Genomic DNA, 24,365 nt, shown 5'->3' on the forward strand with positions numbered 1-24,365 from the left:
CAAGGTCAGGCCGACTTGGTAGTGCTCAATTGTCGCCTAAATCAGCCTGGCGTCCTAGATGGCTCAGGCGCCGGAGCTTGATCATTTGACATGCGGCGCTCGCTTGCGCGAATCGCGCCCTGAACAGTGCTCTTCACACTGTCCATCCTTGCTTTGAGATCAGCGTGATCAGCGGCATGCCCGTTTTTTTCGAAAGCACCACGGATCTTGCCGCTGAGCCTCCCCAGCAGCTCCATGAGAAGCTTGAGAACAACCAAAATACCGTTGTTTTCCGGCGAATGCTGCAGGCGCTCGCCCTGTGGGCCAGTAAGGGTCTTTTCGATGCGCTCGAACTCATCGCGAAGCTCAAGTGCTTGCTCTGGCGTCACGTCATCACTACGCATACGCTCCGCGATTTCCTCAAGGCGCATATTGCAGCGACGAAGCTGATCGAGGCTGTAGCATTTAGCCAGGTTCTCCTCGATCTTCTCCTTGACCGGGTCATAAGGTGTACCGCTGTTGAGCGCGTCTACGGTCTCCTCAACTGTACGCTGGTCAGGCGCCGGTTCTGGCGGCGGAGTGGGCTCAGGGGTCGGATCGGGCTCAGGCTGGCGATACGGATCCGGTTCTGGCGTCGGTGCCGGCTCCGGAGGAATCTCGGCCTCGGGCCCACGGTTTTCGTCGTAGTTCATGCTCAATGTCCTTTACAGGGAAAGTCCGTAGTTCGCCTTCTCCTGTTCGTGAGAAGACTTGATCGCTTTGAAGCCAAAGAACTCCGGGTCGACGTCGAACGATTGAACCAGGCGTTTCTTCGCAACCGGGCCATGCGCAACTTTGCACAGGTCATACAGCGACAGGTGGCGGCGATGCATCTGGCCGGCGAGGATCGCAGTCGCAACACGCTGAGTTTTCGGGTCTTCGGAATGGAAGAACTGCTTCACCCACTTGTCGACGGTCGCATCATCCTCGGCCAGGCCCAGGGCCTTCACGCCCCAGCGCTTGACGATGTTGCTCAGCGCCAACTCGTAACGCGAGGACAGTTTGAACTCAGGGTCGAACGCCCTCACCATCGCCTTGAACAGCTCAGGCTTACCATCACCATGCCCGGCGGATACCGCGCGGGTCAGGAAGTGGATAGCCGGAGTCAGCTTGGCGCCACGGTCTTTGACCAGGGCGGTTAGGTCATCGAGGGTAAACAGCGCCGAGTGGTCGGACAGGAAGACGTTCTCCTTCCTCCTCAGCATGTGGAGGTAGGTCGCCACCCCGTGGGCGTTCGGAGCTTCGGCCATGGCGCGGAAAATCCTGCGGTGGTCATCAGAGTCGATGACATGCTGATTCAACTCCAGGATGAACTCGTTCCTCTTCTTGAAGACACTGGGTTCAGGGCTCATCCACGCGGAACTCTGGAAGATCTGCACGAGCAGGCCGTGCATACCCTCAAGAGAGTTTGTACCGAACAATTCGCCCATTCGACGAGTATCGAAAGTGGTCAGAATGTCCTTTATGGCTCTGTCGTCTAGCCTAAGATTCATCATGTAACTCCCACATTTGATTCATCGTACAACATGAGAGTCGCAGCTTACATCTAGCCAGCGCGCAATTTCCTATATATTGACACACTTGAGTGCCATGCAATAATCCATCGGACTTGCCGAGGATTGTCATGCGCACATATACCAAATGGGCACTCGTGGTAGTTGCCGTCCTGATTGCCGCGCTCGCCGGGGCCTATCTCTACGTCAACAACGAAACCCCCGAAGCCACTAACCCCGGCTACGACATCAAGAAGCCAGAAGAAGTCTTTCTACTGAAATCTGGACAGGCTGCCAATATTGAAGCAATTGTCGTTGCTGGCAGCATTTACGATGGCGCGAAAGACATCGTTATCAAGTTCAAAGACACCAAGAATGCTGCGATCTACCAGCGAGTTGTCTACGATGGGTGGATTCGTTTTGAACAGAAGTTCCTTACTGGTGCGCTGAAAGAAAACCCCAGCATCGATTTCCGCATGATGGAATCGATGAGTGGCATCGGTAAGATTGTTGGCCAGGCCAATGACCCGACCGCCCTGATCACAGTTGGCAAGGCCAAAGGCGGTCTTGCAGACCTAATCAAAATCCTACTGCCGATGCTTGTCCTGGTAGGAGCACTGATCTACACGCTGCGCCTGCAGATGGGGATGGTGAGCAACTCCTTCGAGATTGCTCGCCCATCAGACATCAAGGACACCCTCGACGACATCGTCGGCATGCAGGACGTCAAGAAAGACCTGATGCAGCTGGCCGAGATGTTCACCAAGCCGCATGAGTACCGGGCGTTTGGTGCTGACAAGCCGTTCAACGTCATGATGACCGGCGAGCCTGGCACCGGTAAGACGATGATGGCTCGCTGCCTGGCCAAGATGCTCAACGTGCCGATGATCTATGTCTCGGCCTCGAACCTGGAGTCCGGCTTTGTAGGTGGCGGTTCAGGCACCCTGCGCAAGATGTTCAAAGCCGCCATGAAGCTCAAACGCTGCATTGTCTTCATCGATGAGGGCGACTCCTTGTTGGCAGCCCGCGCAGCGCATGGCTCCAACCGCTACGAGAACGACACCATGACTGCGCTGCTGGCCATCCTCAGTGGTGTCCAGGCACAGCAAGCAAAGGGCGTTATCTGGATCATCGCCAGTAACTTCGACGAAGGCACCATGAACATGGACGCGGCAATGCTGCGCCGCTGGCCCATGAAGATCGGGTTCCGCCTACCCTCTTACCATGAGCGCCGGGAGCTGCTCACCCGCCTCCTGGAGCCATTCCGAAGCAAACTGGGCGCAGACATTAATCTTGACCACCTGGCGACCATCACCGGGGGCATGAGTCCGGCTAAGCTCGGGGATATGACCACCAGGGCGTCTCTGATCGCCATCCAGGAAGAATCGAAGATTACCCAGGACATCCTTGTCCGGGCCTACGAACGCCTCATGATGGGTAACACAGACCGTTCGCCAAAGGGTACTGCTGACTCAAAACGCCGGATCATTGCCATCCACGAGACTGGCCACTTCATCATGGAACTCCATCACGCCATGATCGCGGCCAACAACGATCTGAGCCTGCTGCCGGAGAAGTTGCGGGTACTTAAAATCTCCACTGAGGCCGTACCGAAGATCGGCGCCGAAGGCTACGTCCTTAGCCGCAACGAGGAATCCCCTCTGCGTACCCGCGATCAGCTCGAGGAGCACGTAGCGGAGCTTTACGGCGGCATGGCCAACGAAGAACTGCACTTCCACGGAGGCGGGGTCACCACTGGCGCGCACCAGGACATTCGACAGGCAACCCTGATCCTCAACACCATGTACAGCGAGATGGGCTTCTACAGCCACTCCAAGGTCAACCTGCGCCTACTGGCCGGCGAACGTGGCGCGGTGGATGATACGACCCGGATGAACATCACCAACAAATCCGAGGAGATCTACCGGCAGACCCTGTCCACCTTGCGCAGCTACCAGGCACTCTCCGACATCCTGGTGGAGCACCTGATGATCAACCATGTGATGACGGTCAGGGAGGCAATCCCAATCGTAAGCGAGTACTATAAGGGGAAGAACTCGCCGCTTCGCCGGTACAGTTAAATTCACCCCATCAATTCAGTATCAGGATGAGAAGAATTGACCAAGAACGACACCTCTATCGCCTACTCGCTCCATGAACTCGGCGCGGACATGCACCTCCGCAACTTCTGGAGTGAGTTCGGCGCAAAGAGAGCAAAGAGCATAAAGCGCTCTGAGCTCTACGCGACTCAGGTCGAAAACTCGGCAATGACTGGCGACCAACTCCCCTTCTCCATCGCCATCAACGAGTACTACTGGGAGAAAGAGTCTAAGCGTGTTCTTTTCCCGAAGTCGGCTGCAGACATCATGTCCATCTTTGAGGCGCCTGAAGCTCAGGCGGAAGATGCGAAGTTCGTACTGCCATACGACAGCTTCATGGTCGCTCTACCCGAAGGGTTCGAGTTTGAAGGTGAAGTAATCCCACCGTTCCTGGTTTCGTTTATCGCCAAGGCTGAATCTCGGAAAAAACTCTTCGCCCCCATCCTGAAACTTGCCGGTTTGAGCGAATTTCATAAGGTAGACCTGTCAGAAGAAGTTGCCAGAGGAGATAGCCTTCTCTCGATCAACTACCAGGACTACAACATCAACGGGGCTAGCGTTCTGTTTAGCCGAGCGGCCTCGAAGTTGCCGATCTACCGCAAGTGCAAAACTCCAGAGGAGCTTGAAGACCGCACACAAGTAATCATTGATGACGCGATGGGCGTGATGCTCGACGACGTAGACTTCAAAGTGCAGTTCTTCATGGTCAAGTTCGTCCTGGCACTGGGCACCCACTTCGCCATCAACGGGGTGAAGTCAGTACAGTTCGGATACCCCACCGCCAAACCCCCCAGGATGGCGCCGGTCTCCAACGCTTACAGCATCTACGCCAGTACACTCTCCTACGTCGCAGAGGCTGACCGGGCCCACAATATCCTGTAAATTGTGGTGACCTCAGCGCCTGGCCCCTCCAGGCGCTGCAACCATTTTGCGGGCCCTGCGATGACTGACGAAACTCCGCCGATCATGTCGGACGATGAACTCGACGCCCTTCTGCTCGATGCCATTGAGGAGGCGCCAGCAGTTGCGGAGCCTGCCCCGGCCGCAGCGCCAGCCGCTGCCGCTCCCAAGCCTGCAGCCCAGCCACGGCCGGCCTCGAAAGCCAATCACGTGCACCAGGTCTCCCCCGAGGCCCAGCGCGTGATCGAAACCATCATGCAGCGCAAGGTGGTGCGAGATCGCCTACCGGCGCTTGAGACGATCCACGACCGCCTGGCCAAGAGCGCGCGGATGGAGCTGTCCGCCCTCACCCGCAAGACCTGCGACGTCACTGTGAAGTCGATGGAGTGGATGTCCTTCGAGGCATACCTCGAAACACTTCCCAAGCCGGTGAGCTTCAACAGCTTCTTCATCAAGCCGTTGAGCGGCACCGGTCTGCTGGCTATACATCCCGGCACCATCCTGGCCACGCTGGACTTCATCTACGGTGGCAACGGCGTGATACCCAGCGACATCTCGCACCGGGACTTCAATCGTTTCGAGACCAGCGTGATCGGGATGCTGGTCGAGCCCACCCTCTTCCGTTACGGCAGGGCCTGGAGCTCGTCGCGCGAGGTAGAGACCGAGCTGCTTAAGTCCGACAGCAACCCTAAGTTCACCAACCTCACCATGTCCCCACAAGACATGGTGAGCGTGACCACCTTCGAGGTGGACATCCTCCGTACCCGGTCGTACTTCAACATCGTCCTGCCCTACTCCATGCTGGAGCCGATCAAGCGCTCGCTCAACGAGCACTCCATGGACATCAATCCAGAGGAGGAGGAAGAGTGGAAGCGTAAGTTCCAGGAGGAGCTGAAGGCCACCAACGTCGAGATCTCGGCCAACCTGCTGAAGATCGACACCACTCTGGAGGAGCTGGCCAATCTGCAGGTAGGCCAGGAGTTCTTCATCGACTTCCCGAGCCGGGTAATCGCGGAGGCTGCTGGCGTCCCGGTGATGTCCTGTCTGTACGGGAACGTGGGCAAGTCCAAGGCTCTCCAGGTCGACAAGATTTACGACCACAGCGCTCTGCTCAAAATCGCTAAAGACTTGATCTGAGCCGGTTGCACGGGGTCTTGCTCCATACCTATTCTGATTCAAACGGAGGATCAGACCCCATGAAGAGCCCACGCAACCAGATCGAAGTGCAGTGCGCACCGCATGACAGCGACTACCTGGCCTACGTAGACCACGTCTACGACTGCTGCGATGCCGAGCTGCCATCGATCAGAGAGCACAACGAAAAGATCACCGCCCTCCTGGAAGGTGCTGAAACGCCGAAGGATGCGAAGGCAGAAATCACCGGCCACGTGCAGAAGTACGTCGAGAAGATCGCCCGCCGCGAAGGCGTACTGGTCGGCTCCCCGGCCGGCAACTTCAAGGCCATCGCCGAGCGCGTGGCTGACGATTGGATCGCCGGCTACGAAGAAGAGCAGGCCTACATCGCCAACGCCAGCAAGCAACGCGCCAACGAAGGCTCCGGGCTCGGCCTGTAACCTTCACTGCCTCCGGCCGAAGAAACCAGTCCCAGTGACTGGTTTTTTCATTCTCGGCGCCCTACCTTGCTGCTTCGCTCAGTCTGTATCCTGAGGGTACAGAAGAGGCTTTAGGCATGACGACCAGAACTCCAAGAACGATCACCATGTGGCACGGCTCCCGGCGCTGGGTTGGAAAACCTGAGATCCGAAAGCCCGCACAAGGTCGCGCCGAACACGGGCCTGGCATCTACACGTCAAACGACTACGAAAGGGCTCTGAAATACGCCCAGGGCGGTGGTGTTGTTCGCAAAGTGGAGTTTTCACCCAGGCTGCTGCTCGAGGATGCGGCTATTCCCCTGGAAAGTGCAGTGGGCTTCGTCCGGAAGCACCTTAAAGGGGAAAAGCGCGAAACTGTCATCGCTGACCTCATCCGTATTCAGGAGAGACGCATCAACTCCCTTTCTGGCAAGACGTTTTGCGGTAAGGGCGACCACTTCATCATCGCCGAGGTACTCCGCAACCTCTTGGTCAACAACGATACCTGCATCGGTAAAACCGGCGTCGCGCTAGCTGATTATTTCGTCAGCCACGGGATCGATGCAGCCATCTCGCACATTCAGCGCGACGAGTACTGGGCTGTGATATTCAACCCAGCCTGCATCCTGTCAACGACGCCAGTCAGACAGTCTGAAATCCACTTCTCCGAGTACATGCTGCCCAGCCCTATCGAGCCGGAACCACGCAGCAAGGAAGCGGACGCGGGACTGTCCCTCTGATCCTCAGATCTCGATCACCAGGTTGGGGTCGTACCCGATGCGACCCTCCTCCCTGGGATAGCCGAACATGTTGCTGTGGACAGGGATGCCATGGAGCAGAATTCCACCGTAATTGTGGTGGGTATGCCCGTACATCAGAGTATCCGGCTTGTACTGCTGTAGCAGCAGGTCGTCAGCACTTGCGAAATACGCACTCGGTGGAAAATTGGGATGGCCCAGGTCTTTCAGGGGTGGGAAGTGCGTCAGAAGCACTCGTTTCTTCCCTTCAGAGTCTTTGTGCCATTGCTTATAGCGGCAAACAGCCTGCAGGTTAAGATCACGCATCCCCTGCGGAGAAAGGCATGACATTCCCTTCGCCGCGCGCCCACGGAGCGCCTCTTCGACTGCATGTTCCTTTGGCAGGTACTCAGTCATGATCAACTTGAAGTCGTAGTTCATGCCGCTGAGCGCCATCGAGTCCCCCACCCTGTCTGAACCATGAAGGGCGAAGTTCGTCCACCAGGTGGAGCCGAAGAAGGAGACTCCATCGATGTCTACAGAATCATCGAGCAGGATGTGGGCCCCAGGGATCTTACTGAACTCATCCCGCCAGTACGCCTCCAGATCGCGCTTCACGGTCGACGCATAGTAGGTGTACCAGTACTCGTGATTCCCCGGAAGGACGAGGCAGGGAACGCCGAGACGCTCCACAACACGCCTGGCGAGATCCGGCAGCTTATCACCGTCAGCGAGGTCGCCCAGAGCCACGAAGACATCAACGCTGCCGGCGACCGGCAGCAGTGCGTCCACCAAGGGGATGAGCTCATCACCCTCCAGGTGGGTGTCAGAGAAGCACCCTATACGCAAAACCGTCCCCTTCTCTTTTTCGATCAGTCTATCAAACCCTGATGGCAAGGCATCCAATTACAGGTTAAATGTCTCGATCAACGTGGTGGTCAGCGTTGCGTCGGCGAGTCGGTCGACGTAGGGCTCAAGCTCTTCCGGAGTGAACACCTGGCCCAGGATCACTTTAAGGCGGGGTGTCTTGCACTTCGGAATGAGCTCATCGAGGGGGAACGTGGCTAGGTACAACTCGTAGATGTTGTCATCTCGACGTGGCGACGCTTTTTTGAGCGCTTCTGCAAGCGATTCTGGCCTTGGAAGTTCGCCGTACCAACCTCCCAGTCGCAGCCACGAAATTCGGTCTGAATTCGTTAGGTTTTGAAAGTTCTTCCGCTTCAAATTGTGCTTGTGCGGCACTACCTTAAACTTAGCAGCTACGAGCTCACTAATGGCAGAATGTTCAAATTCGAGATCGCGAGTATCGAAATTCATTCCGAAGTTGTCGCGAGCATAAACAAGAACATTGACAGGGACATCCTTGTTCGACTTCCTGAGCGCAGCCTTGATAAAATCATCGTCAACAACAGATCGCAGGCTTCCATCAGAGAGAGCCATGCTTGAAATTTCTATAGGCGTAGTAGAGTCAATTATCGGCAGATCAAACTTGTTGTGCCCCATAGTATCTTTGTGCAACGCTAGGAACTTCGCATTGCAAAGCAATTGCTCAAGCCTTTCACAGTCAATAGTTGAAGCTTTTGACTCCTTTTCAGCAGAACAAGTCAACGCAAGCTCTTCTATATCGATGAGAGCAATAGAATACCCTGCGGGAGCTTCGTGCCCGATACAGGCATTCACACTGAGAATCTGAGAGAGGAAGCCAGATCCAATCTGGTTCGTATATCCAAACTCTAGACCTGCCACGTAATGCTGCCCCTCAACAGCATAAGATGTGCTTTTAAGCATTGCACCAATGCTAACAAAGCAGGCGGCCGTATCAATCACTCCGGTTTCTCCCCGCACATTCCTTTCATGGGAAAGGAACGCAGCAAGTGGGGCGTAGTGATGCTTAAGGCCGTCTACTCCATAGATCATCGCTTGCCATGGCAACACGCATTTCTTGCTGAACCGGTTTTCGTCTTCATTCTTGATCAGGCAAGGAACATGTGAGACAAGTCGACCATACAGGGCGTCCCCCTGCATGCTGTGGATCGCGTGGAATAGGCTAGGGTTCCGAATCACTCCACCTGCCACCACAGGAAGATCTTGAATCTCCAGCCTGTTGGTGTCAGCAAGATTCGTTGTCACAAGCCCATTTGTTGAGTTAGTAATTGAGCCGATCCTTCCTACTGCGGCTGATGCAGAGCATCCCATTGCAATCAAGGCTGTAAGACACTTCTTTACATCTTTAGACGAGAAAAACCTGAATGGCTCGCTTGTCTTGAATCTTCCTCTGATTCGCGTTGTTTTAAATTCCGTTTCATTAGAAACTAAAACTTCAATGGACTCTTTTGACGCAAATGGCTCAAGCAATTCAAACATCTCTACATCGACATTGTATGCAGCAAGAGCGGTCAAATCATGTATATTCTCTCCTACGTGCCGAATGCACAATTGGAGATACTCTCTATCCAGAGACTCTCTTGTTCTGTAGTCGCAAATAGCGTCCTGTATGAATCGAACTGCGTCCTCGGAACTCAAGCCATAGAGATTAAGGAGATCCTGGCGAACGGGAGAGTCAGGCATCGAGTAGTGAAGCCTGACTTCGACCGGCAAGTCCGCTAGTCTCTTGTATACTTGAGGCAGGATCAGCCTGACGAAATCCCTCGCAGCATCAAGGTTGCCGTTCTTGATCTGCTCATCGATGAAACCGGCCGTAAAATCAGTCATATTCAATCCCCAGAGATACGTTTAGTATAGGCAGACAGCTATCCTAAGAAGAACAAGTTTGTACGCTATGAGATCATTCGGTATATGCGCTGCAGTATGCGCATCGCTACTGCTATCCGGCTGCAATACGCGGCCTTACGCACCTGTAGAAGTGGTTGAGAAGTCAACGATCAGCGAGGACTTCATCAGTCTTCGAGAAGGCGGTTATAGCCCTGCTGGGCAACCAGCGCCCATGGACGCGCACTCATCTGAGGTCGCAACCTTCGCCGCTCCGTCGGCGCCTGTGTTTACCATGACGCAGGAACTGCCCAAGGCTCCAATTCCCTCGAAAAACAGCCCCCTGGCGGTGGAGAGACGAGCTGCTGAGTCCATTGCCACTCTTGAGTCGGCTTACCAAGCCGGCGACGCGAAGGCTGCGTACCAGCTCGCGCAGATCAAGTATCGCCAGGGGCACAATGAAGAAGCGGACATGATGATGGACTACGCGGCCAGGCATGGATATGCGCCGGCTGCGGCCGCGCGATCCCGATAACCTTTAGAGATCGAAGCCGGATACGGCCTTGCTTGTCATGATCTCGTCGGACTTCCACTCCACCTCGTCCCAGAGATCGGCTGGTATGGTGTCGGAGTAGAGGGAGTGAAGGGTCTGGTAATCCTCGTAGGATAGCTCTGCGAGCCCTTCCCTACCCCTCTCGCAGGAGAATACTGTAAGCGTCAGTTGGCCTAGAGACTTCGGCCTTTTCTTCATGGATAGGCCAATCTTCAGGACATCGACGGACAGCCCATTGCTTAAGAGCCCCAGATCAATGGGGGCTTGCTGATGGTAGAGGCTCACTGCGATCAGGAGATCGCTGAAACGACAGTCACTGATCGCTTCGGGCTCTTTGTCCAGGAGAACAGCTAAGGCCAGGCGCATGTGTCCCCTGGCTTCAGCTTCCGTCCGATTGTACCGAGTGGCCAGTAGAGCAAGATTCTTATCGCGACCACTGTCACTGCGAAGAAGCTCCATGAATTTCACTGCAGCCACGTGCCTGCTCAAGGCTCGCTCACCCATCAGTGTCTCCACAGGGATCTGGGCGGCGCCTAAGGCAGTGATAAAGCTTCGATACTCATCAAGCGAGAAGACTCTGTTCTGCTCCATTGCTCGCATGAAGCCCTTGGCGAAGATCTTCATCGCCTCCGGTGGAGCATTGCATTGGGTCAGGTCAATTGTCCTATGACAATCCTCCATGGCTCTGGCCAAGCGCCCGGCGAAGTACTTTGCGCCGGCCACTTTCATGAAAAGTGACTCGCTCTGCAGCCGTATGACCTCAAGCATCTCGAACATTTTCCAGCTACCTGCGGATGTCACGAACAGTGACAAGCAGACACCTAGGTCATCAAGAGACTCCTCGCTAGTTTTCTGAGGCCTCACATAGTCGCGGAGTGCCTCTGGCTGGCCTAGCATGAAGTCGAGGACGTAGGCTGAGTCTCCGACGTCCACAAGCGCTCGAACGACTATCTGGAACGCTTCCTGTGCCTCGCAGATCGAGCCACCAAGCTTGTCGAGAGGCGCTGCAATTACGATGCTATCGAGCATCTTCCGCAGGAGCCCAATATCGCAACTGGAGAGATCCTGGTTCTTTATGAACGGCTCGCATCCCTCGTCCAGGAGGAAGTGCATCAGCGGGATAACATCGCGATCCCCCCGCAGATGCGTACTGAGGCAGGCAGAGAACGTACTCTGGAAGTCTGAGGCTTTACGCCCCAACTCGATAGCGATCTTGACCGTCTCGAAGTTCATGAGCCCCGGCCATCTGGCACAGAGACCGTCCACGTGACGCAGTGCAGTGGCCTGGATCATCGACACAAGGCGCTTGTCGCCGGCAGCCTCTATGAGGCCCTGCTGCACAATGCTGTGCAGCGCGCGGAAGCTCGCCTCGAGCCAGGCAGTGGTGGAGTCGTCTTCCACACCTAGAGGGGATTGATGCAGGGCAGCACTCAGTCTTTGACTGATCTCGTAAGCGGTCACGGCGGCCCCTCCTCTGCAGGTTCCTGGTGTCAGCCCTGCAGCTCGCGCAGGTAGCTCTGGTACGACTCTTCACGTAGGTTGATCGGGCGCGGACGCTTGTGCTTCCGCTCGGGCTCTGGGTACGCGGCGTATCTCACGACCTCACCGTTGAATTGGGCTTTCATGGCGTCCAGCATGTTACTCAGAGCTTCTTTTGACATGGTTTTAAACTACAAATTGCGATGTTGATGATGAGGAAAGTGCGAATTTCCAGGTATTTGTTGCCCGAAATGAAAAAACGGCGCCGGACTTAACCGGCGCCGTTTTCGGATGCAGCGCTTACAGCTTCTTCTTTGAAGAAGTTGTCGATCATTTCGCAGGATTTATCGATGTTTTCGGAGAAGGATTCCAGACTTTTGAGGTCTTCATTCTCCAGCTCACCCTGGGCGGGAATCGATTCTTTGCTGTCAGATTTCAAGCGCTACCTCCTGGTTATGCGTCTTGGGCCGGGCAATTCTACCAGAAAAGAGTTCATCATTGGCATGCGCTTTCATGAGCTCTTTAGCGAGAACACGAAGGCGCCGGCCAATACCTTCTGAGAGATCAGACTGAATTCCGTTGCTGGCCATGTAATCGTCGAGCTTCTCCAGCTTTGGCTGCAACTTGCGCATGGCAGTTACATACAGACGTTGGAAGCAGACTGTAGCACTTTTGCAGGAGAAGCCAGCGCGAAGGGCCCACGATACGCCCAGGCGTGCCTGAGTATGCGCGCCGAGGAGCGATGTCTTGAGGTTCTTGGACGCCACCTTCACGGCTTGCGCGGTCTTGGGGCCTGGCTCGCTCCGGTGCTGACGCAGAGCCACCAGCAGCTTCCCGGTGCGCACCGTGATCTCGCAGCCAAGGAGCGCCAGCTTCTTTGTCGCCATGCGCATACGCTCCTTACGGAACTGCTCAATATGCTCCATAAGGATAGGGCTGTAGTTGAATTGCCTGTCCGCCACTTCATTAACCGCCCGATTGCTCATCAAGCCAGCCTCATGCGCTTTTGCCGCCTTAATGACGGTGGCGAGCGTTTTCTGTTCTGGCGGGAGTACCACAATTTCGCTCAAAAGCTCGAGGCTGATGCGCCCGGTGCGCTCCCAGATCTCGTCGATCTTGAGACCGCAGATGTACTCGAGCGAGAAGACCAGCTCCTCATTGCTCAGGGAACCCGGCTTGAGGCTGAAGATGTTGTGGATCTGCCGGCTGGTCATCGCGACGAACTTGAGCAGTTCGTCCTGGTAATTGGCGTGTGTGGTCATGACTACCCCTCTCTGCTTCGATTCTGGCATAGCCGAAACAGAGAGGGGAACAGGCGTTATCGGCCGGAGAGGCCCGCTACACCCAGGTTGGCCAGCTTGTCTGCACGCTCATTACCTGGATCGCCGTTGTGACCGCGTACCCACACCCACTCCACCTTGTGGAAGGTGCAGAGGGCGTCCAGCTGCTTCCACAGTTCAACGTTCTTCACCGGGCCACCGGATGCCAGGCGCCACCCTTTGGCCTTCCAACCCTTCAGCCACTGATTGAGGCCATCGAGCACATACTTCGAGTCCGTGTGCACAACGACAACGCTAGCCGTGGCCAGGGACTTGAGGGCCTCAATTACAGCAGTCATCTCCATCTTGTTGTTCGTGGTGTCCTTGTCACCACCATAGGCCTCGGTGTCGCCGGCAGAGCCCTTGATCAGGTAACCCCAGCCACCAGGGCCTGGATTGCCCTTACAGGCGCCGTCGGTATAGATCACTACCTTACCGTCACTCATGTTCTTCTCCGCGTTTCTTGATCGCAGCACGGGCCTCATCGGCGGCCTTCGAGAGTGTCTCTCGGGTAGCCGAGCTCAGACCAGTGACCACAAAGTCATTCAGAACCAGGCCATTCTTGCCAATGTCAGCCCAGCCGACGTTCGCGCGCTTGCAGATGTCGATGCACTGGTCACGCACGTGTCGGCTGAAGTGCACGATGCTGCCATCAGTGGTGTGCACGACCTTGATGTGCTGGTCGATACCCTCTTCCACCGCCAGGTCGACAACGATGCGCTTCTGAGCCTGGCTCAGGACGCCGCCGCTTGCGTCATCCATCGGGATGAAGAACAGCGGGTAGGACGCCCTGATGGTGGTCAGGGTGTTGAACTCCTGGAGCGACTCCAGGAAGGTGCGGCGACGCTCCTTGGCTTCGCCGGCCGAGGTAACCAGGTGTACTTCGCCTTCAGCGAAGCGGACGAATGCCTGCAGAATTTCCAGGCTGGGGCCGTTTACGGTATCCATTTCTCTATTCAACCTCTTCGTTGAAGGCCTTCGCCAGTCGGTAAGCGTCCTGAAGCGCATCGTCACTCCAGGGAACCGGGTTGATCGGGTCGCCCTGCTCTGCAGAGTCAGTACCGATCACCAGGTTGAAAGACATCCTGACGCCGACGTCATCGAACAGACGGCAGATCAGTTTCGCATCGATGGCGTTGTGCACCATCACGTCACCCGCAGCGAACAGTGCGTTCATCTGCCGGCACACCAAGTAGGCATCGGTGCCTTCTGCCACCAGGGTCACCCTGGCCTTTTTGTGCAGAAGCTCTGCCTGATCATCCCAGCCCGTCCAGTCTTCCAAAGGGCAGACCAGACGGCTCCACTTGAATCCGCCTGCCGCAACAACGCCCAGGGCGACCGGGGTCGCATCATCCTGGAAGGTGCTGGCATGGACAAAGCAGACATAGGGGGCTTCACACATATCCTTTCCTCGAGAGCCCGTTCCTAATGAAGATGGTTCAGCAATTGAGATTTCAAAGCGCCAGCTGCGATTTTTTCATATCTGCAGTCGAACAGATAGCTTCAGGCACGTCCAAATGGTAAATCCAGTGGGCTCCGTGCCGGCATCTGGTCAGTTCCCAGCCGAAGGCCACACCCTCAGGAATATCGTCGAGTCGATACACCGAGTAGCCATGCCGGCGCAGATCAGGCGTAAACACCGGAAGCTCACCGATGAAGACAAATCCGCTGGGATGGGTGGTCTTTAGTAGCTTGGCCAACTCCTCCCACTTAAGACCCAGGGTCGAAGTCACAAGACACAACAGATCCTTCTCCTCGACGAGGCTCTTCAGATCGGAAGCTCTACTGCAGCGGAGGCGGCCATCTTCAAATACGCGGGTACAGGCGAACACGATGAACGCCATGAGGATGATGGAGAGGATGTACATGAGGCACCGATGGTTGTAGCCCGAAGTCTAGAGACGCGGGAGCACCTGCGTCAATTTCCAGGTAAAGGAGCTACATATCGAAGACCTGTGTCATCCTATTCGTCATGAGAGAGTCGTCTCGGAACGGGATTGAATCGAGATACTCATTGTCAATGGCGTTACCTGCAGCATCCCGGAGGGCCTGCAGCTCAGAAGCATCCAACCAGGCCATGCTTCTCTTCGTCTTCGGCGCCCTGAGGAATGGAACGATCTGGTTTTCGGCAATCCACCCTGCAGATGCCGCATGGCCTCCGAAGCCGCGAATCAGAGCTTTAAGCAGGTGCCGGGGGATGCCTCGCTCTGTAATTCCCACCTTCGGAAGAAGGTTTTCACCTTCCGAAATGGCCGCTCCAACGGCGACTAGCTCGTAGTCGCGCGTGGCGTACCTCGAATCACGGTGCTCACTCAGTTTCATGAGATACAGAGCGTTGGTGGGCAACATCTCTGACAGCTCCAGTACATCGGCGCCAGGCCGCCTGGCTAGCGCCAGGAACTCATCGACCCCTTTGAGACCATTCTTGAGATCACCCTTGATGACTGCATAGTGATCAGGAAGGTTCTTTCTAGTTACGCACGAAAGTAGCCTTTCGAAGGTCTCGTAAGGGCCATCGAAATGCTCCCACAGAGCGCTCCGAATTCGTTGCCCCACGATGACCTGCATAGTCTCGTATTTGAAATCAACAGAAGCAATAAGGTCTTCAATGTCTGTGTACCTATTAATAAGAGCACAGAATTCATCCGACCCAACCAGCTCTCCATAGAGAGCTGGGGCAGCACTCTTGACTCCGAACGCAATGTTTCTGGAAAACTCGTGGGAAAGTATCAATATTACGGCCTGGGCTGACATGGACTCATCACAGTCTTTCTCTACGAGCCGACGCGAAGGTCTTGCCTGCCTCGAAAGTTCTACCAAGAATCTGGCATTTGTCTGAATGAACTCAATTGCAGCGACTGTTCCTTCCTTTCCACCTACGAATGACATGTCGACCAAGACATGCGTCATTTGGGTCAGAAGAAGCCGTGGATCAAAACGATAGTGGTTTTCAAGCAGGCTATTCAGTAGCCTACTTAGCAGAGCCGTAACTTTAACTGTCTGTTCGTCAGAATGCGTTGGCGGAAGAAGCTGAGGTTCACGTCTATGCAGTGGATCACTCGGAACCCCTAGAATTCCGCCTAGTTCAATTCGCATCTCAGCATAGAGTCTGGTCACGTCCGGCTGCTTTACAGATTCCATCTCACGGATGATGGTCAGGTAGACATAGCCATCGTTTGGCCCCGTCTGCCCTCCTATCGCAATAGGATCAGGGATGACGCTAATCGCTTGAGCGAGAACATCGTGCCTGAACAGATAACCGAAGCCGTCGATCAGAGACCGGCGAACAGCCGCGCCCGCCTCGGCGTAAACGATCTGATTGCTTTGCACCGACAGGTCAGCAGAAGCATGCCAGGAGTGGATGATCTTCACCGCCTGGATCATTTGAAGGATGGTTTGATCTGAATCCCTGCGGGAGAGGTAATCCAAGGCCTCATTGAGGTCGGTTACGGCTTTCCAGACCTCAAACTGACTGACTGCACTCATCGAACCTCATACTCCTTCGCCCGTATAGGGGCATTATCCCCTGTGAGCGAAGGTGGATTCACCACGTAAGAATCGACATGAACCAGCACAGCCTCTTTGGCCTGACCCGTTCCGCGCCAGCGCACTCCGAAGTACGCGCTGCGATAATGGAAGCCTTGTTTGCCCTTTGTCCCGGCCGTTTCAGGCCTCTTCTCCATGGGCACGTAGATCTCTGGCCCCAGGATGATCCGGTCGTAGGTGCGTGCCAGGCGCTGCTCTAGCTTTCGCTTTTTCTTATCAGCGACACCCTCGATCTTCTTCGCCAGCTCCGTCGCCTCATTGAAGGGGCGGAACAGCTTGGTCTCCTTCCTGCCGACGTAGATGTAGAAAAGGACTTTGGCTACAAAATTGAGGGCCTCGGTGAGCCCTTTGACGAACTGACCACGCTCCTCGAAAGGCTTGGCATTGCTGATGGCGCTCACGGCTCGATCCACCAAGGCCAAGACCGATTCTTCTTCGTCCTGGATGTAGAAATCGATGTAGTGGCAGGTGTCCAGGCGTGGAGACGGATGACGCCCCACTGGGCTCTCCGTGAAGGTAATGCGCATTTCGCGGACAGGCTGAGACGGATCGATCTCGAAATTGTCGATCACGTTCCTTGGTAGCGCGCGGCCACTCGTGTGCCGGGTCTCTTGGATGTAGCACCCCTCACAGATGAAATACCCAGTTCCGAAGTCCATTTTATGATCGGACTTGGCGCGGTTTTCAGGCTTGTCAAACTCCAGATAACAACTCGCCATTGGGGGCCTAAGGAATTTGACCGGGATGTTTTTCTTAATTTTTGTTTCGGCTAACTGGAGCGATATATTTTCGTTGAGTGTATAGGTAGACCCCTTACACACATCGTGGCGAATCATGCAGTACTGTGCCTTCAGAACACCACTGTAGGACTGCACATAACTCTGTCCAATATAATTGGCCAAGTACTCCAGAACGCCAACCCAGGAATCGTTGTACAGCTGAATTCGGCGAGCCATGATTTCCATGCCGCCGTGCAAGTACATTCTGCGAAGCTCCAGGAACTCAGGAATTCTTGCTCGAACTGGCAGACTCAATGCAAGGACATCACCACCCATCGCATCAAGTGTTTTTGCAAGTTGTTGTTCTGGAGTAAGCATTTCCGATCCTTCTACTCTGTTTCAGCCTTGCTAGCGTGGATTGACAGTACACCGCTCGTTGTTATGATCTTCAAAAAACCGATGAGGTGTACATGGTTCTGCAAGTCTCTGACTTCTCGCTAGCTAACGTCGCCCATACTGCTGATACCAAGCGCTGGCACAAGGCTCGCAGCCACAGGCTGCAGATGTTAGCCGAACACGCCTACAGAGTAACGATCTTTTGCCAGTACCTGGCTGAAATCATTGACCCGATGATGGACGCTGAGACTGAGCTTAAGCTCCTGCACAAGGCGTTATGGCACGACACGGCCGAGACGATCACCGGGGATCTTCCGACCCCGATCAAACGTCTGCTCGCCGCGTTCTTCCCGAAGGATCAGAACCCCATCGATGATCTGGAGCTCAGCGTCTGTGCCCCCTACCGCCGGGCCCACGAAGCTGCGGAGGGAAGCTACCTTGAAGTCATCCTCAAGCTGGCCGACATCATGGATGCCCACCACTTCATTCGGTATGAAGGGCGCGGGAGGTCTGCCAAGGACATCGCCAAAGAGCGCAAGAACGCGTTCGGGCAATATGTCGACAAAGGCAAGGCCCTGTGGCCGCAATACAACTGGGATGGTGCCCACGAGATTCATAGGCGTCTGTTTACAGACGAACTCGTCGAACTCGATTTCAATGAGATGGCCATCGGTAACTCTACCGACCACCGCCTCTTTGTCCCTATTCAGCAGAAGAAGAACCCCACATGCGGAGAAGGCTCCTGGTTCTCGACCTGGACGAGACACTCGTTCATTGCGAGGAGCATCCGTTCCCTTATGGGGCGGTGAAAACCCAGTTCCACCACATGGCTGTCCGACCCGGCATCGAGCACCTCCTCGATACGCTGAAGGATCGCTTCGACTTCGCGCTATGGAGTAACAGCGGGCTGCCGTACATCCACGAGGTGCTTACCGAGCTTTGGAAGCCACACTGGCCAGCGCTGGTCGACATATTCTGCGGAGCAGACTCCGCACCCATATGCGAGAACGGCACCGCAAGGGGCTGGTTCAAGGATGTGCGCAAGATCTGCAAGCGCCATCCCCAGTACGCGAAAGAGGACATCCTATGCCTGGATGACAAATGGGATGTGTGGTCTCGCTCCTACGGCAACCTGATCACGATCAGGGCGTTCTTTGGCAAGCCGGATCGCTGGCTTTACTCGGCCGCAGACTACATCAGCAGCATCGCCAACGAACCGAACTTCCGTAAGTTGGAGAAGCGCGGCTGGCACAATCGGTTTCCCGAGCAGTTCGACTCCTACGAGCCCTGACAATAACTAGAAAAAAGAGGCTTTCATGCACTACGCACCCCAGCATCCGATCCACTACCTGATCGGCTCCACCGTGTACGCCCCAGCTGTCATGAAACGGTGGCGGATGGAGCCGTTCGAGTACCAGATCCGCTACCTGTTCCTCTATGCCAGCCTGGCGGGCGCCATGGGTTTGACCACCATGAACCTGCACACCGCCGTGTCGATGTTCTGCTTCTTCGTGTTCATCATCGGTTTGATGTCACTGCCGGCAGCCCTGTTCGACATGAACACCTCGGTAGTGGCCGCCATCCGGGAGAACTTCGGAGGGGCAATCATCGCCTTCCACGGCTTCTTGATCACCTACCTGGCCATTTACACCACCATCCTGGCCGTGACAGTGCCGCTAGGGTTCTGGACAGTGCCTCTAAGCGCTGCAACGACCGCTCTCCCCCTGGCCCTCATTGTGGGCTACAGCATGCAACTCGTGGTGCTGGTGAAGCCTTCACTGCCCTGGGGCCTGGTGCCCGGCCTCTCCATCGGAGGCTTCATGCTCGCCTACTGGGTGCAGATATGAAAAAGGGGGCCGATGGCCCCCTTCTCTTTCCCTGCTCCGCCGTTTACGCCAGCAGCTGCAGGAACTCCTCTTCGTTGATCACCTTGACGCCAAGCTTTTCAGCGTCGGACAGCTTGCTGCCGGCGCCTGGCCCGGCGACCACCATCCCGGTTTTCTTCGATACCGAACCGGAGACCTTGCCGCCGCGCAGCTCGATGGCAGTCTTGGCCTGATCACGGCTCATGGCCTCGAGGGTGCCGGTCACCACAAAGGTCATGCCGGCGAAGCGCTTGTCGACCAGGTCTACAGTCTTCGGAACAACCCCGTTGGACAGCATTGCCTCCGCCACACGACGGCCGTTACCGCCCAACGCAAAGGCTTCAGCCAGGAAGGCTGCTCCCTTTTTTCCGATACCGTCTACGGCTAAGAAGTCGTCGTATGTACCTGAGATCACGGTTTCGATGTTGCCGAAGTGTTTCGCCAGGTCTTTACAGGTGGACTCACCGATGGTGCGGATGCTCAGCGCGCGGAGGAAACGATCCAGCGTCGGGTTTTTCGCGGCAGCGATCCCGGCGATCAGCTTGTTTGCGCTGACCTCACCAAAGCCCTCCAGAGGAAGCAGCTGCTCCTTGGTCAGCGTGAACAGATCGCCCACGTGCTTGATCAACCCAGCTTCGAAGAGTTGCGCGACCGTGCTCTCGCCCATGTCGTCAATGTCCAGCACAGTGCGCTTGGCAGCTTCTACGACGATCTCCTCGCGCTGTGCCTGGCAATCAATACCGGCTGTGCATCGCAGGATTACGTGGTCATCGCTGTCCTTCTCCAGGGCAGCCGAGCAGACTGGGCACACCGTCGGGACTTCAATGCGGACAGCACCTTCTTGGCGGCTGGAGGTATCCACCATCAGCAGCTGCGGGATAACGTCGCCAGCGCGGCGCATGAGCACCCGGTCACCAACGTGTAGGTCTTTTCCGGTGACTTCATCCCAGTTGTGCAGGGTCACGGAAGTTACCGTCACTCCGGCCAGCTGCACGGGCTCCAGCTTGCCTACCGGCGTCGACTGCCCGGTTCTGCCGATCTGGTTCTCGACATCCTTGAGGATCGTCCACTCCTCCTGGGCCGGGAATTTCCACGCGATAGCAAAGAGTGGCTCGCGGGATACAAAACCCAGTTCACGCTGCAGTTTCAGGCTGTCGACCTTGAAGACCGAACCGTCAATGTCGTAGTCCAACGTCGGCCGGCGCGCCAGCAAGCTTGCATACTCGCGCTTCGCATCCTCCAGGGAGTAAACCAGGATCGGCTCCTCGGCGACTGGGAAGCCCCACTCCTTCAGCGCCGCCAGCGTCTGGCTGTGTGTCTCAAACCCGTATTGTTCCGGGTTGACCAGCGAGTACGCGGTGAACATCAGCGGACGGCTTGCAGAGATCGCAGAGTCCAGTTGGCGGACGCTCCCTGCTGCAGCGTTACGCGGATTGGCGAATAGCTTCAGCCCTGCTGCAGCCTGACGCTCATTCAGCGCGTCGAAACCACTGCGGGTCATGTAGATCTCACCGCGCACTTCGAGGTTATCCGGCGCCGAGGGTTTCAGCTTCAGCGGCACGTTGCGGATGGTTCGCACGTTGTGGGTGATCTGCTCACCGATGGAGCCATCACCTCGAGATACGGCCAGCGCCAGCTCGTGGTTCTCGTAGCGCAGCGATCCGGCCATTCCGTCGAACTTGTTCTCCAGGCAATACACAACCGGCGTGTCGCCTGCAGATTCACGAACGCGGCGGTCGAACGCAGCAAATTCATCTTCACTGAACGCATTGCCCAGGCTCAGCATCGGCACGTTGTGCACCGCTTGGGCCAGCTCGCTGACCACCAACCCACCCACACGCTGAGTCGGTGAGTTGGGCTTCATCAGCTCAGGATGCTGTTTTTCCAGCTCTACGAGCTCGCGGAACATGCGGTCGTATTCACCGTCGCTGATCGTTGGAGCATCCTGGACGTGGTACTTGTGCTGATGCAGTTCGAGCTGGCCTTCCAGTTCGCTCATGCGAGCTGCGATATCGGTCACGATTGACTGTCCTTGAAGCATCGATTTGGGCCTTGGAATATCGTCTTTTATTGGCAAATTGTCAATTGATTGTGGTTGATCCACACGCTGCTGACTGCACATACTGGCTTAAATCAGGAGCCCAAGATGTCCACTTACAGCCCCCCTTCAAACGAGCTGGTCGCCGAACTGTTCAATCAGGCAGAAACGGAGGGGCGAGCTGACCTGCTTGAAGCGCTCGCCCCCTTCGTGGAGCTTGAAAAGTTGATCAAAATTGCGAAGCGCCAGGAAGGGAATGTGGGGCCGGCGCTACTGCGCGCGCTCAAGCGTGACTCCTACACTAAAAATGAGATCGATGAGCTGCTCTCTAAGGCCTTCGATGACAATCAAACCTATCTGGACGCCATCGTCGAGCACATCGCCGGAACCAGTGACCACGGTGGTCGACACTTTGCCCTGATAGAGCTGTTGGGCAGAGGGTTTCATGCAGAGGCGCTGCATATTGCCAAGAGCTGTGATAGCACCAAGGAAGTGACCGAATATTTGAGGCAAAGAATTGATCGCCTCTCTGTAACTGGCGATCCACACGCCGCGTCCTTTTCTAAACTTGGGGTTCCTTATAAGCTTCGCAAGGAATCAGTAGAACTCTTCAGTTTGCTAGATATCGACCACCATAAAGGCCTAGTTGGACAAGAAGTTCAATATAGGTATGGCGAAAATAAGAAAACCTATTGGAGTGAAGATCGCTATAAAGCAACCTTCGATCTCGTAGCCAGCACAATCACGAAAGAACACATGAAGACTCCAACTCTGGTATCCAAACCAGATGGCGTCCGCATCATCTTTGGCGAGCTGATCGCCGCCGCCATCGCTGAGCGGGATCGCATCCAAGGTCTCGGCGCCTGGCACAACGAAGCATTTCCTGAGTTCTACCCTGTCCTCTTCGCCCCAGAGGATGAAGAGGCTATCGTGCTCGCAGGCGCTATCCCAATGCTGCCGGCAGCCGCATTTTCCGCGACACCTACTCGAGGCTTCGTCGATTCAGCCGGGTTGATCAGCAAGAAAGACTCGTTCATGGCGACCAGCTTCCTCCCGCATGAAGTGATTGGGGCACTCCAGAAACCTGGCAGCTTCAGGCTCGCATTGATTCACCACGAAAAGGCCCGCGTGATGCAGATCAATCACCAGGGAGATCATGCAAAACTTACAGCCGCAATGCGTCTTCACCGCCCTCTGACTCCAGTGATGGCGAAGGGCGACCCAACCGACATTAATGAATTCAAAGGCATGTGGCGGATCAGTACGCACCTTTATGTAAAAGGTCATCCGATCTGGGAAAATGACATCTACCCTTCACTTCTTCCTCACACTCTTCACGAGGCGCTGCAACTCTATACCCCTGCGGAAATTGAACATATCAACCACCACTACAATCCTGATCGCGGTGCAAGCCCGCATAAAATGTATATTCGTCAGGATAAATGCTCGTATGCCTGGCAGATTGAGAGAGCCAGATCGAATTTTGCTGAATTCAAAGCAAGATTTGGCTTCATTCCTTCTATTAAGCTCGAGGTAGACGAAGAATTTCTTCTCGAGCTTGCTAAAGCCAAACTGGATCTTGGGCCCAACGTATCGATCAGCTACCCGGACAACAGACCCAGGGTTGATTTCGATATCTACAGGCTAGAGGGCACCCTTGGGGTAACCTCCAAATACACCCAAGACCTACCAGGGCTGAGCATGAAGGCATTGCTTGCAAAGGCAGCCAAGAACATCAACACGAAGGACTTGGGGCAGGAGTCGCTTGCCCGCACCCTGGGCTTCATCGACCGTTACCCGCGTGAGGAGATCCTCAAAGCGATCACCACCGTCGGCCAGGTCAAGCTGGCGTACAAACATTTGGGCCTCACCGAAGACGAGTTTGAAACTCTTCCGACCAAGACCAAGGACGCGTACTACACCGGGGAGGCGATCAATACCTTCGGCATCTGATCATCTTCGAGACCTAACAACGGCGCCAGAAGGCGCCGTTTTCTATTGACCTATGAAGATCAGATCAGATGTCCAGGATCGCAGACATGGCCTGGGTCTGGCCGGCGTCACCCATCTTCTCAACCAGGTCAGCTCGGCCGAGCTTGAAGGCCATGAGCCTGACCTCGTCAGTGTCGAGCTGCGAATCGACCTCCCAATCGTTCATCTTCAGGATGTTGTCCACCACCACATGGGCCGCACTCTTGAAGTGGTCTTTAAGAGCATCACCGCCATCGAAGCCCTTTGTCTTCCAGGCCATCCGCCGCATGAGTTGCACCCAGCTCGGGTTAGGAGACTTCTCTCCCACCTCAATCCCGATCTCTCTGCGGATTTTCAGAAGGCACGCTTCGTCGTCGCCGGCAGCGATGGCTCCCGACAGGAACTGCTTGTTGCGCAGGTAGGTGGACACCATCTGATCCCGATAGCGGCCGGCGAGTAGTCCGCTGTCTTCGAGCTTCTGGGGGTCGAACTCAGAGAGTGTTCCGACAACCTGTACCAGGCCGTAATGCATCTCCAGCAGATCCATGATGTCTCTGGCCAAGCGAGCGCGGCCCTGGCGGATCGACTCGGACAAGGTCGACTGCCAATCGGACGCTTTCACCTGCCCGGTCAGGTCAGCAACAGCCCATAGCTTCAGCTGCACCCTGGCGAAGGGCTCAGGCATCGAAAGAATCGTTCGGGTGAATATCCCCTTGCCCAGGCCCGAAGACTTCACCACGGCGTCCGCAAGGGCCCTGTAGCGTTCCTCATCCGCAACCCGGCAGACGTTCTTCCCATCACGAAGCAGACAAGTGCTTACCGCGATACCGAACCCCTTGCTTCGCGATACCTGCTCGGCAAAGACGTTGAAAGCCTCGGTAGGTGAGCCCTCAGGGCTCAGAAGCTCGATGAGTAGGGTGGCATCAACCAT

General features: G+C 55.7%; 25 protein-coding genes. 10 read left to right on the forward strand and 15 right to left on the reverse strand.

Features of this window, described 5'->3' with window-relative positions:
• Positions 1-41 precede the first annotated feature (41 nt).
• Complete coding sequence (locus HNP46_RS00505) at positions 42-671, reverse strand: hypothetical protein (RefSeq protein ID WP_184585545.1); 630 nt, start codon at positions 669-671, stop codon at positions 42-44.
• A gap of 12 nt (positions 672-683) precedes the next feature.
• Positions 684-1,448: a hypothetical protein gene (locus tag HNP46_RS00510; RefSeq protein WP_184585546.1), complete on the reverse strand. Its 765-nt coding sequence runs from the start codon at positions 1,446-1,448 to the stop codon at positions 684-686.
• Positions 1,449-1,642: 194 nt separating this feature from the next.
• Here HNP46_RS00510 and HNP46_RS00515 point away from each other — a divergent pair, with 194 nt between their 5' ends.
• The 5 genes from HNP46_RS00515 (at position 1,643) to HNP46_RS00535 (ending at position 6,842) form a co-directional block, all read left to right on the forward strand.
• Positions 1,643-3,592, forward strand: coding sequence for an AAA family ATPase (locus HNP46_RS00515; protein ID WP_184585547.1), 1,950 nt, complete (start codon positions 1,643-1,645; stop codon positions 3,590-3,592).
• A gap of 36 nt (positions 3,593-3,628) precedes the next feature.
• Positions 3,629-4,492, forward strand: coding sequence for a hypothetical protein (locus tag HNP46_RS00520; RefSeq protein WP_184585548.1), 864 nt, complete (start codon positions 3,629-3,631; stop codon positions 4,490-4,492).
• Between the two features lie 60 nt (positions 4,493-4,552).
• Positions 4,553-5,647, forward strand: a complete 1,095-nt coding sequence (fliM, locus tag HNP46_RS00525) for a flagellar motor switch protein FliM (protein WP_184585549.1) — start codon at positions 4,553-4,555, stop codon at positions 5,645-5,647.
• A 59-nt stretch (positions 5,648-5,706) separates the two neighbouring features.
• Entirely contained in the window at positions 5,707-6,084 is a 378-nt protein-coding gene (locus HNP46_RS00530) for a hypothetical protein (RefSeq protein WP_184585550.1), read from the forward strand.
• A 116-nt stretch (positions 6,085-6,200) separates the two neighbouring features.
• Positions 6,201-6,842 carry a hypothetical protein gene (locus HNP46_RS00535; RefSeq protein ID WP_184585551.1) on the forward strand — a complete coding sequence of 214 codons (642 nt, stop codon included), beginning with the start codon at positions 6,201-6,203 and terminating at the stop codon, positions 6,840-6,842.
• A gap of 3 nt (positions 6,843-6,845) precedes the next feature.
• Here the strand turns inward: HNP46_RS00535 and HNP46_RS00540 are convergent, their stop codons facing one another.
• Together HNP46_RS00540 and HNP46_RS00545 are read right to left on the reverse strand one after the other, a co-directional pair.
• Positions 6,846-7,745 (reverse strand): metallophosphoesterase family protein, encoded by a 900-nt coding sequence (locus tag HNP46_RS00540; RefSeq protein ID WP_184585552.1) that lies wholly within the window; start codon positions 7,743-7,745, stop codon positions 6,846-6,848.
• Positions 7,746-9,551, reverse strand: coding sequence for a hypothetical protein (locus HNP46_RS00545; protein ID WP_184585553.1), 1,806 nt, complete (start codon positions 9,549-9,551; stop codon positions 7,746-7,748). It abuts the gene before it with no gap.
• A 292-nt stretch (positions 9,552-9,843) separates the two neighbouring features.
• On the opposite strand from HNP46_RS00545, the gene HNP46_RS00550 reads away from it, so the two are divergent.
• A complete protein-coding gene (locus tag HNP46_RS00550; protein ID WP_184585554.1) occupies positions 9,844-10,083 on the forward strand; it encodes a hypothetical protein in 240 nt (79 codons plus the stop codon).
• A 3-nt stretch (positions 10,084-10,086) separates the two neighbouring features.
• Here the strand turns inward: HNP46_RS00550 and HNP46_RS00555 are convergent, their stop codons facing one another.
• The 9 genes from HNP46_RS00555 to HNP46_RS00595 form a co-directional block, all read right to left on the reverse strand.
• Positions 10,087-11,562, reverse strand: a complete 1,476-nt coding sequence (locus HNP46_RS00555) for a hypothetical protein (protein WP_184585555.1) — start codon at positions 11,560-11,562, stop codon at positions 10,087-10,089.
• 289 nt (positions 11,563-11,851) lie between these two features.
• Positions 11,852-12,019 (reverse strand): hypothetical protein, encoded by a 168-nt coding sequence (locus HNP46_RS00560; RefSeq protein ID WP_184585556.1) that lies wholly within the window; start codon positions 12,017-12,019, stop codon positions 11,852-11,854.
• On the reverse strand, positions 12,009-12,842 hold the full coding sequence (locus tag HNP46_RS00565) for a hypothetical protein (protein ID WP_184585557.1): 834 nt from the start codon (positions 12,840-12,842) through the stop codon (positions 12,009-12,011). Before HNP46_RS00565 ends, HNP46_RS00560 begins: the two co-directional genes overlap by 11 nt.
• 56 nt (positions 12,843-12,898) lie before the next feature.
• Positions 12,899-13,345, reverse strand: coding sequence for a ribonuclease HI (rnhA, locus tag HNP46_RS00570; RefSeq protein ID WP_184585558.1), 447 nt, complete (start codon positions 13,343-13,345; stop codon positions 12,899-12,901).
• Positions 13,338-13,847, reverse strand: a complete 510-nt coding sequence (locus tag HNP46_RS00575; RefSeq protein WP_184585559.1) for a hypothetical protein — start codon at positions 13,845-13,847, stop codon at positions 13,338-13,340. The genes rnhA and HNP46_RS00575 overlap by 8 nt, the downstream gene beginning before the upstream one ends.
• Before the next feature lie 4 nt (positions 13,848-13,851).
• Positions 13,852-14,301 (reverse strand): hypothetical protein, encoded by a 450-nt coding sequence (locus HNP46_RS00580; protein ID WP_184585560.1) that lies wholly within the window; start codon positions 14,299-14,301, stop codon positions 13,852-13,854.
• A 52-nt stretch (positions 14,302-14,353) separates the two neighbouring features.
• Complete coding sequence (locus HNP46_RS00585; RefSeq protein ID WP_184585561.1) at positions 14,354-14,767, reverse strand: hypothetical protein; 414 nt, start codon at positions 14,765-14,767, stop codon at positions 14,354-14,356.
• Positions 14,768-14,837: 70 nt separating this feature from the next.
• Positions 14,838-16,385 (reverse strand): hypothetical protein, encoded by a 1,548-nt coding sequence (locus HNP46_RS00590; RefSeq protein ID WP_184585562.1) that lies wholly within the window; start codon positions 16,383-16,385, stop codon positions 14,838-14,840.
• On the reverse strand, positions 16,382-17,542 hold the full coding sequence (locus tag HNP46_RS00595; RefSeq protein WP_184585563.1) for a hypothetical protein: 1,161 nt from the start codon (positions 17,540-17,542) through the stop codon (positions 16,382-16,384). Before HNP46_RS00595 ends, HNP46_RS00590 begins: the two co-directional genes overlap by 4 nt.
• A 92-nt stretch (positions 17,543-17,634) precedes the next feature.
• Between HNP46_RS00595 and HNP46_RS00600 the strand changes: the two genes are divergently transcribed.
• The 3 genes from HNP46_RS00600 to HNP46_RS00610 are packed head-to-tail and all read left to right on the forward strand — an operon-like array spanning position 17,635 to position 19,407.
• Entirely contained in the window at positions 17,635-18,369 is a 735-nt protein-coding gene (locus HNP46_RS00600; protein WP_184585564.1) for a YfbR-like 5'-deoxynucleotidase, read from the forward strand.
• A complete protein-coding gene (locus HNP46_RS00605) occupies positions 18,288-18,851 on the forward strand; it encodes an HAD family hydrolase (RefSeq protein WP_184585565.1) in 564 nt (187 codons plus the stop codon). Before HNP46_RS00600 ends, HNP46_RS00605 begins: the two co-directional genes overlap by 82 nt.
• A 25-nt stretch (positions 18,852-18,876) precedes the next feature.
• Positions 18,877-19,407: a hypothetical protein gene (locus tag HNP46_RS00610; RefSeq protein WP_184585566.1), complete on the forward strand. Its 531-nt coding sequence runs from the start codon at positions 18,877-18,879 to the stop codon at positions 19,405-19,407.
• 43 nt (positions 19,408-19,450) lie between these two features.
• Here the strand turns inward: HNP46_RS00610 and ligA are convergent, their stop codons facing one another.
• Positions 19,451-21,445 (reverse strand): NAD-dependent DNA ligase LigA, encoded by a 1,995-nt coding sequence (gene ligA, locus HNP46_RS00615; RefSeq protein ID WP_184585567.1) that lies wholly within the window; start codon positions 21,443-21,445, stop codon positions 19,451-19,453.
• 126 nt (positions 21,446-21,571) lie between these two features.
• Between ligA and HNP46_RS00620 the strand changes: the two genes are divergently transcribed.
• Positions 21,572-23,416, forward strand: a complete 1,845-nt coding sequence (locus HNP46_RS00620) for a hypothetical protein (RefSeq protein WP_184585568.1) — start codon at positions 21,572-21,574, stop codon at positions 23,414-23,416.
• Positions 23,417-23,480: 64 nt separating this feature from the next.
• Here the strand turns inward: HNP46_RS00620 and HNP46_RS00625 are convergent, their stop codons facing one another.
• A complete protein-coding gene (locus HNP46_RS00625) occupies positions 23,481-24,365 on the reverse strand; it encodes a hypothetical protein (RefSeq protein WP_184585569.1) in 885 nt (294 codons plus the stop codon).

It is taken from the genome of Pseudomonas nitroreducens (assembly GCF_014204515.1).
In the GTDB taxonomy this organism is placed as follows: Bacteria; Pseudomonadota; Gammaproteobacteria; order Pseudomonadales; family Pseudomonadaceae; genus Pseudomonas; species Pseudomonas nitritireducens_A.

Excerpts from the sequence above, each read along its gene's own strand:
- HNP46_RS00505 (WP_184585545.1), bottom strand. The coding sequence starts at position 671 with ATGAACTACGACGAAAACCGTGGGCCCGAGGCCGAGATTCCTCCGGAG.
- HNP46_RS00510 (WP_184585546.1), bottom strand. The coding sequence starts at position 1,448 with ATGGGCGAATTGTTCGGTACAAACTCTCTTGAGGGTATGCACGGCCTG.
- HNP46_RS00515 (WP_184585547.1), top strand. The coding sequence starts at position 1,643 with ATGCGCACATATACCAAATGGGCACTCGTGGTAGTTGCCGTCCTGATT.
- fliM (WP_184585549.1), top strand. The coding sequence starts at position 4,553 with ATGACTGACGAAACTCCGCCGATCATGTCGGACGATGAACTCGACGCC.
- HNP46_RS00530 (WP_184585550.1), top strand. The coding sequence starts at position 5,707 with ATGAAGAGCCCACGCAACCAGATCGAAGTGCAGTGCGCACCGCATGAC.
- HNP46_RS00535 (WP_184585551.1), top strand. The coding sequence starts at position 6,201 with ATGACGACCAGAACTCCAAGAACGATCACCATGTGGCACGGCTCCCGG.
- HNP46_RS00545 (WP_184585553.1), bottom strand. The coding sequence starts at position 9,551 with ATGACTGATTTTACGGCCGGTTTCATCGATGAGCAGATCAAGAACGGC.
- HNP46_RS00550 (WP_184585554.1), top strand. The coding sequence starts at position 9,844 with ATGACGCAGGAACTGCCCAAGGCTCCAATTCCCTCGAAAAACAGCCCC.
- HNP46_RS00565 (WP_184585557.1), bottom strand. The coding sequence starts at position 12,842 with ATGACCACACACGCCAATTACCAGGACGAACTGCTCAAGTTCGTCGCG.
- rnhA (WP_184585558.1), bottom strand. The coding sequence starts at position 13,345 with ATGAGTGACGGTAAGGTAGTGATCTATACCGACGGCGCCTGTAAGGGC.
- HNP46_RS00575 (WP_184585559.1), bottom strand. The coding sequence starts at position 13,847 with ATGGATACCGTAAACGGCCCCAGCCTGGAAATTCTGCAGGCATTCGTC.
- HNP46_RS00580 (WP_184585560.1), bottom strand. The coding sequence starts at position 14,301 with ATGTGTGAAGCCCCCTATGTCTGCTTTGTCCATGCCAGCACCTTCCAG.
- HNP46_RS00585 (WP_184585561.1), bottom strand. The coding sequence starts at position 14,767 with ATGTACATCCTCTCCATCATCCTCATGGCGTTCATCGTGTTCGCCTGT.
- HNP46_RS00590 (WP_184585562.1), bottom strand. The coding sequence starts at position 16,385 with ATGAGTGCAGTCAGTCAGTTTGAGGTCTGGAAAGCCGTAACCGACCTC.
- HNP46_RS00595 (WP_184585563.1), bottom strand. The coding sequence starts at position 17,542 with ATGCTTACTCCAGAACAACAACTTGCAAAAACACTTGATGCGATGGGT.
- HNP46_RS00600 (WP_184585564.1), top strand. The coding sequence starts at position 17,635 with ATGGTTCTGCAAGTCTCTGACTTCTCGCTAGCTAACGTCGCCCATACT.
- HNP46_RS00605 (WP_184585565.1), top strand. The coding sequence starts at position 18,288 with ATGCGGAGAAGGCTCCTGGTTCTCGACCTGGACGAGACACTCGTTCAT.
- HNP46_RS00610 (WP_184585566.1), top strand. The coding sequence starts at position 18,877 with ATGCACTACGCACCCCAGCATCCGATCCACTACCTGATCGGCTCCACC.
- HNP46_RS00620 (WP_184585568.1), top strand. The coding sequence starts at position 21,572 with ATGTCCACTTACAGCCCCCCTTCAAACGAGCTGGTCGCCGAACTGTTC.
- HNP46_RS00625 (WP_184585569.1), bottom strand. The coding sequence starts at position 24,365 with ATGGTTGATGCCACCCTACTCATCGAGCTTCTGAGCCCTGAGGGCTCA.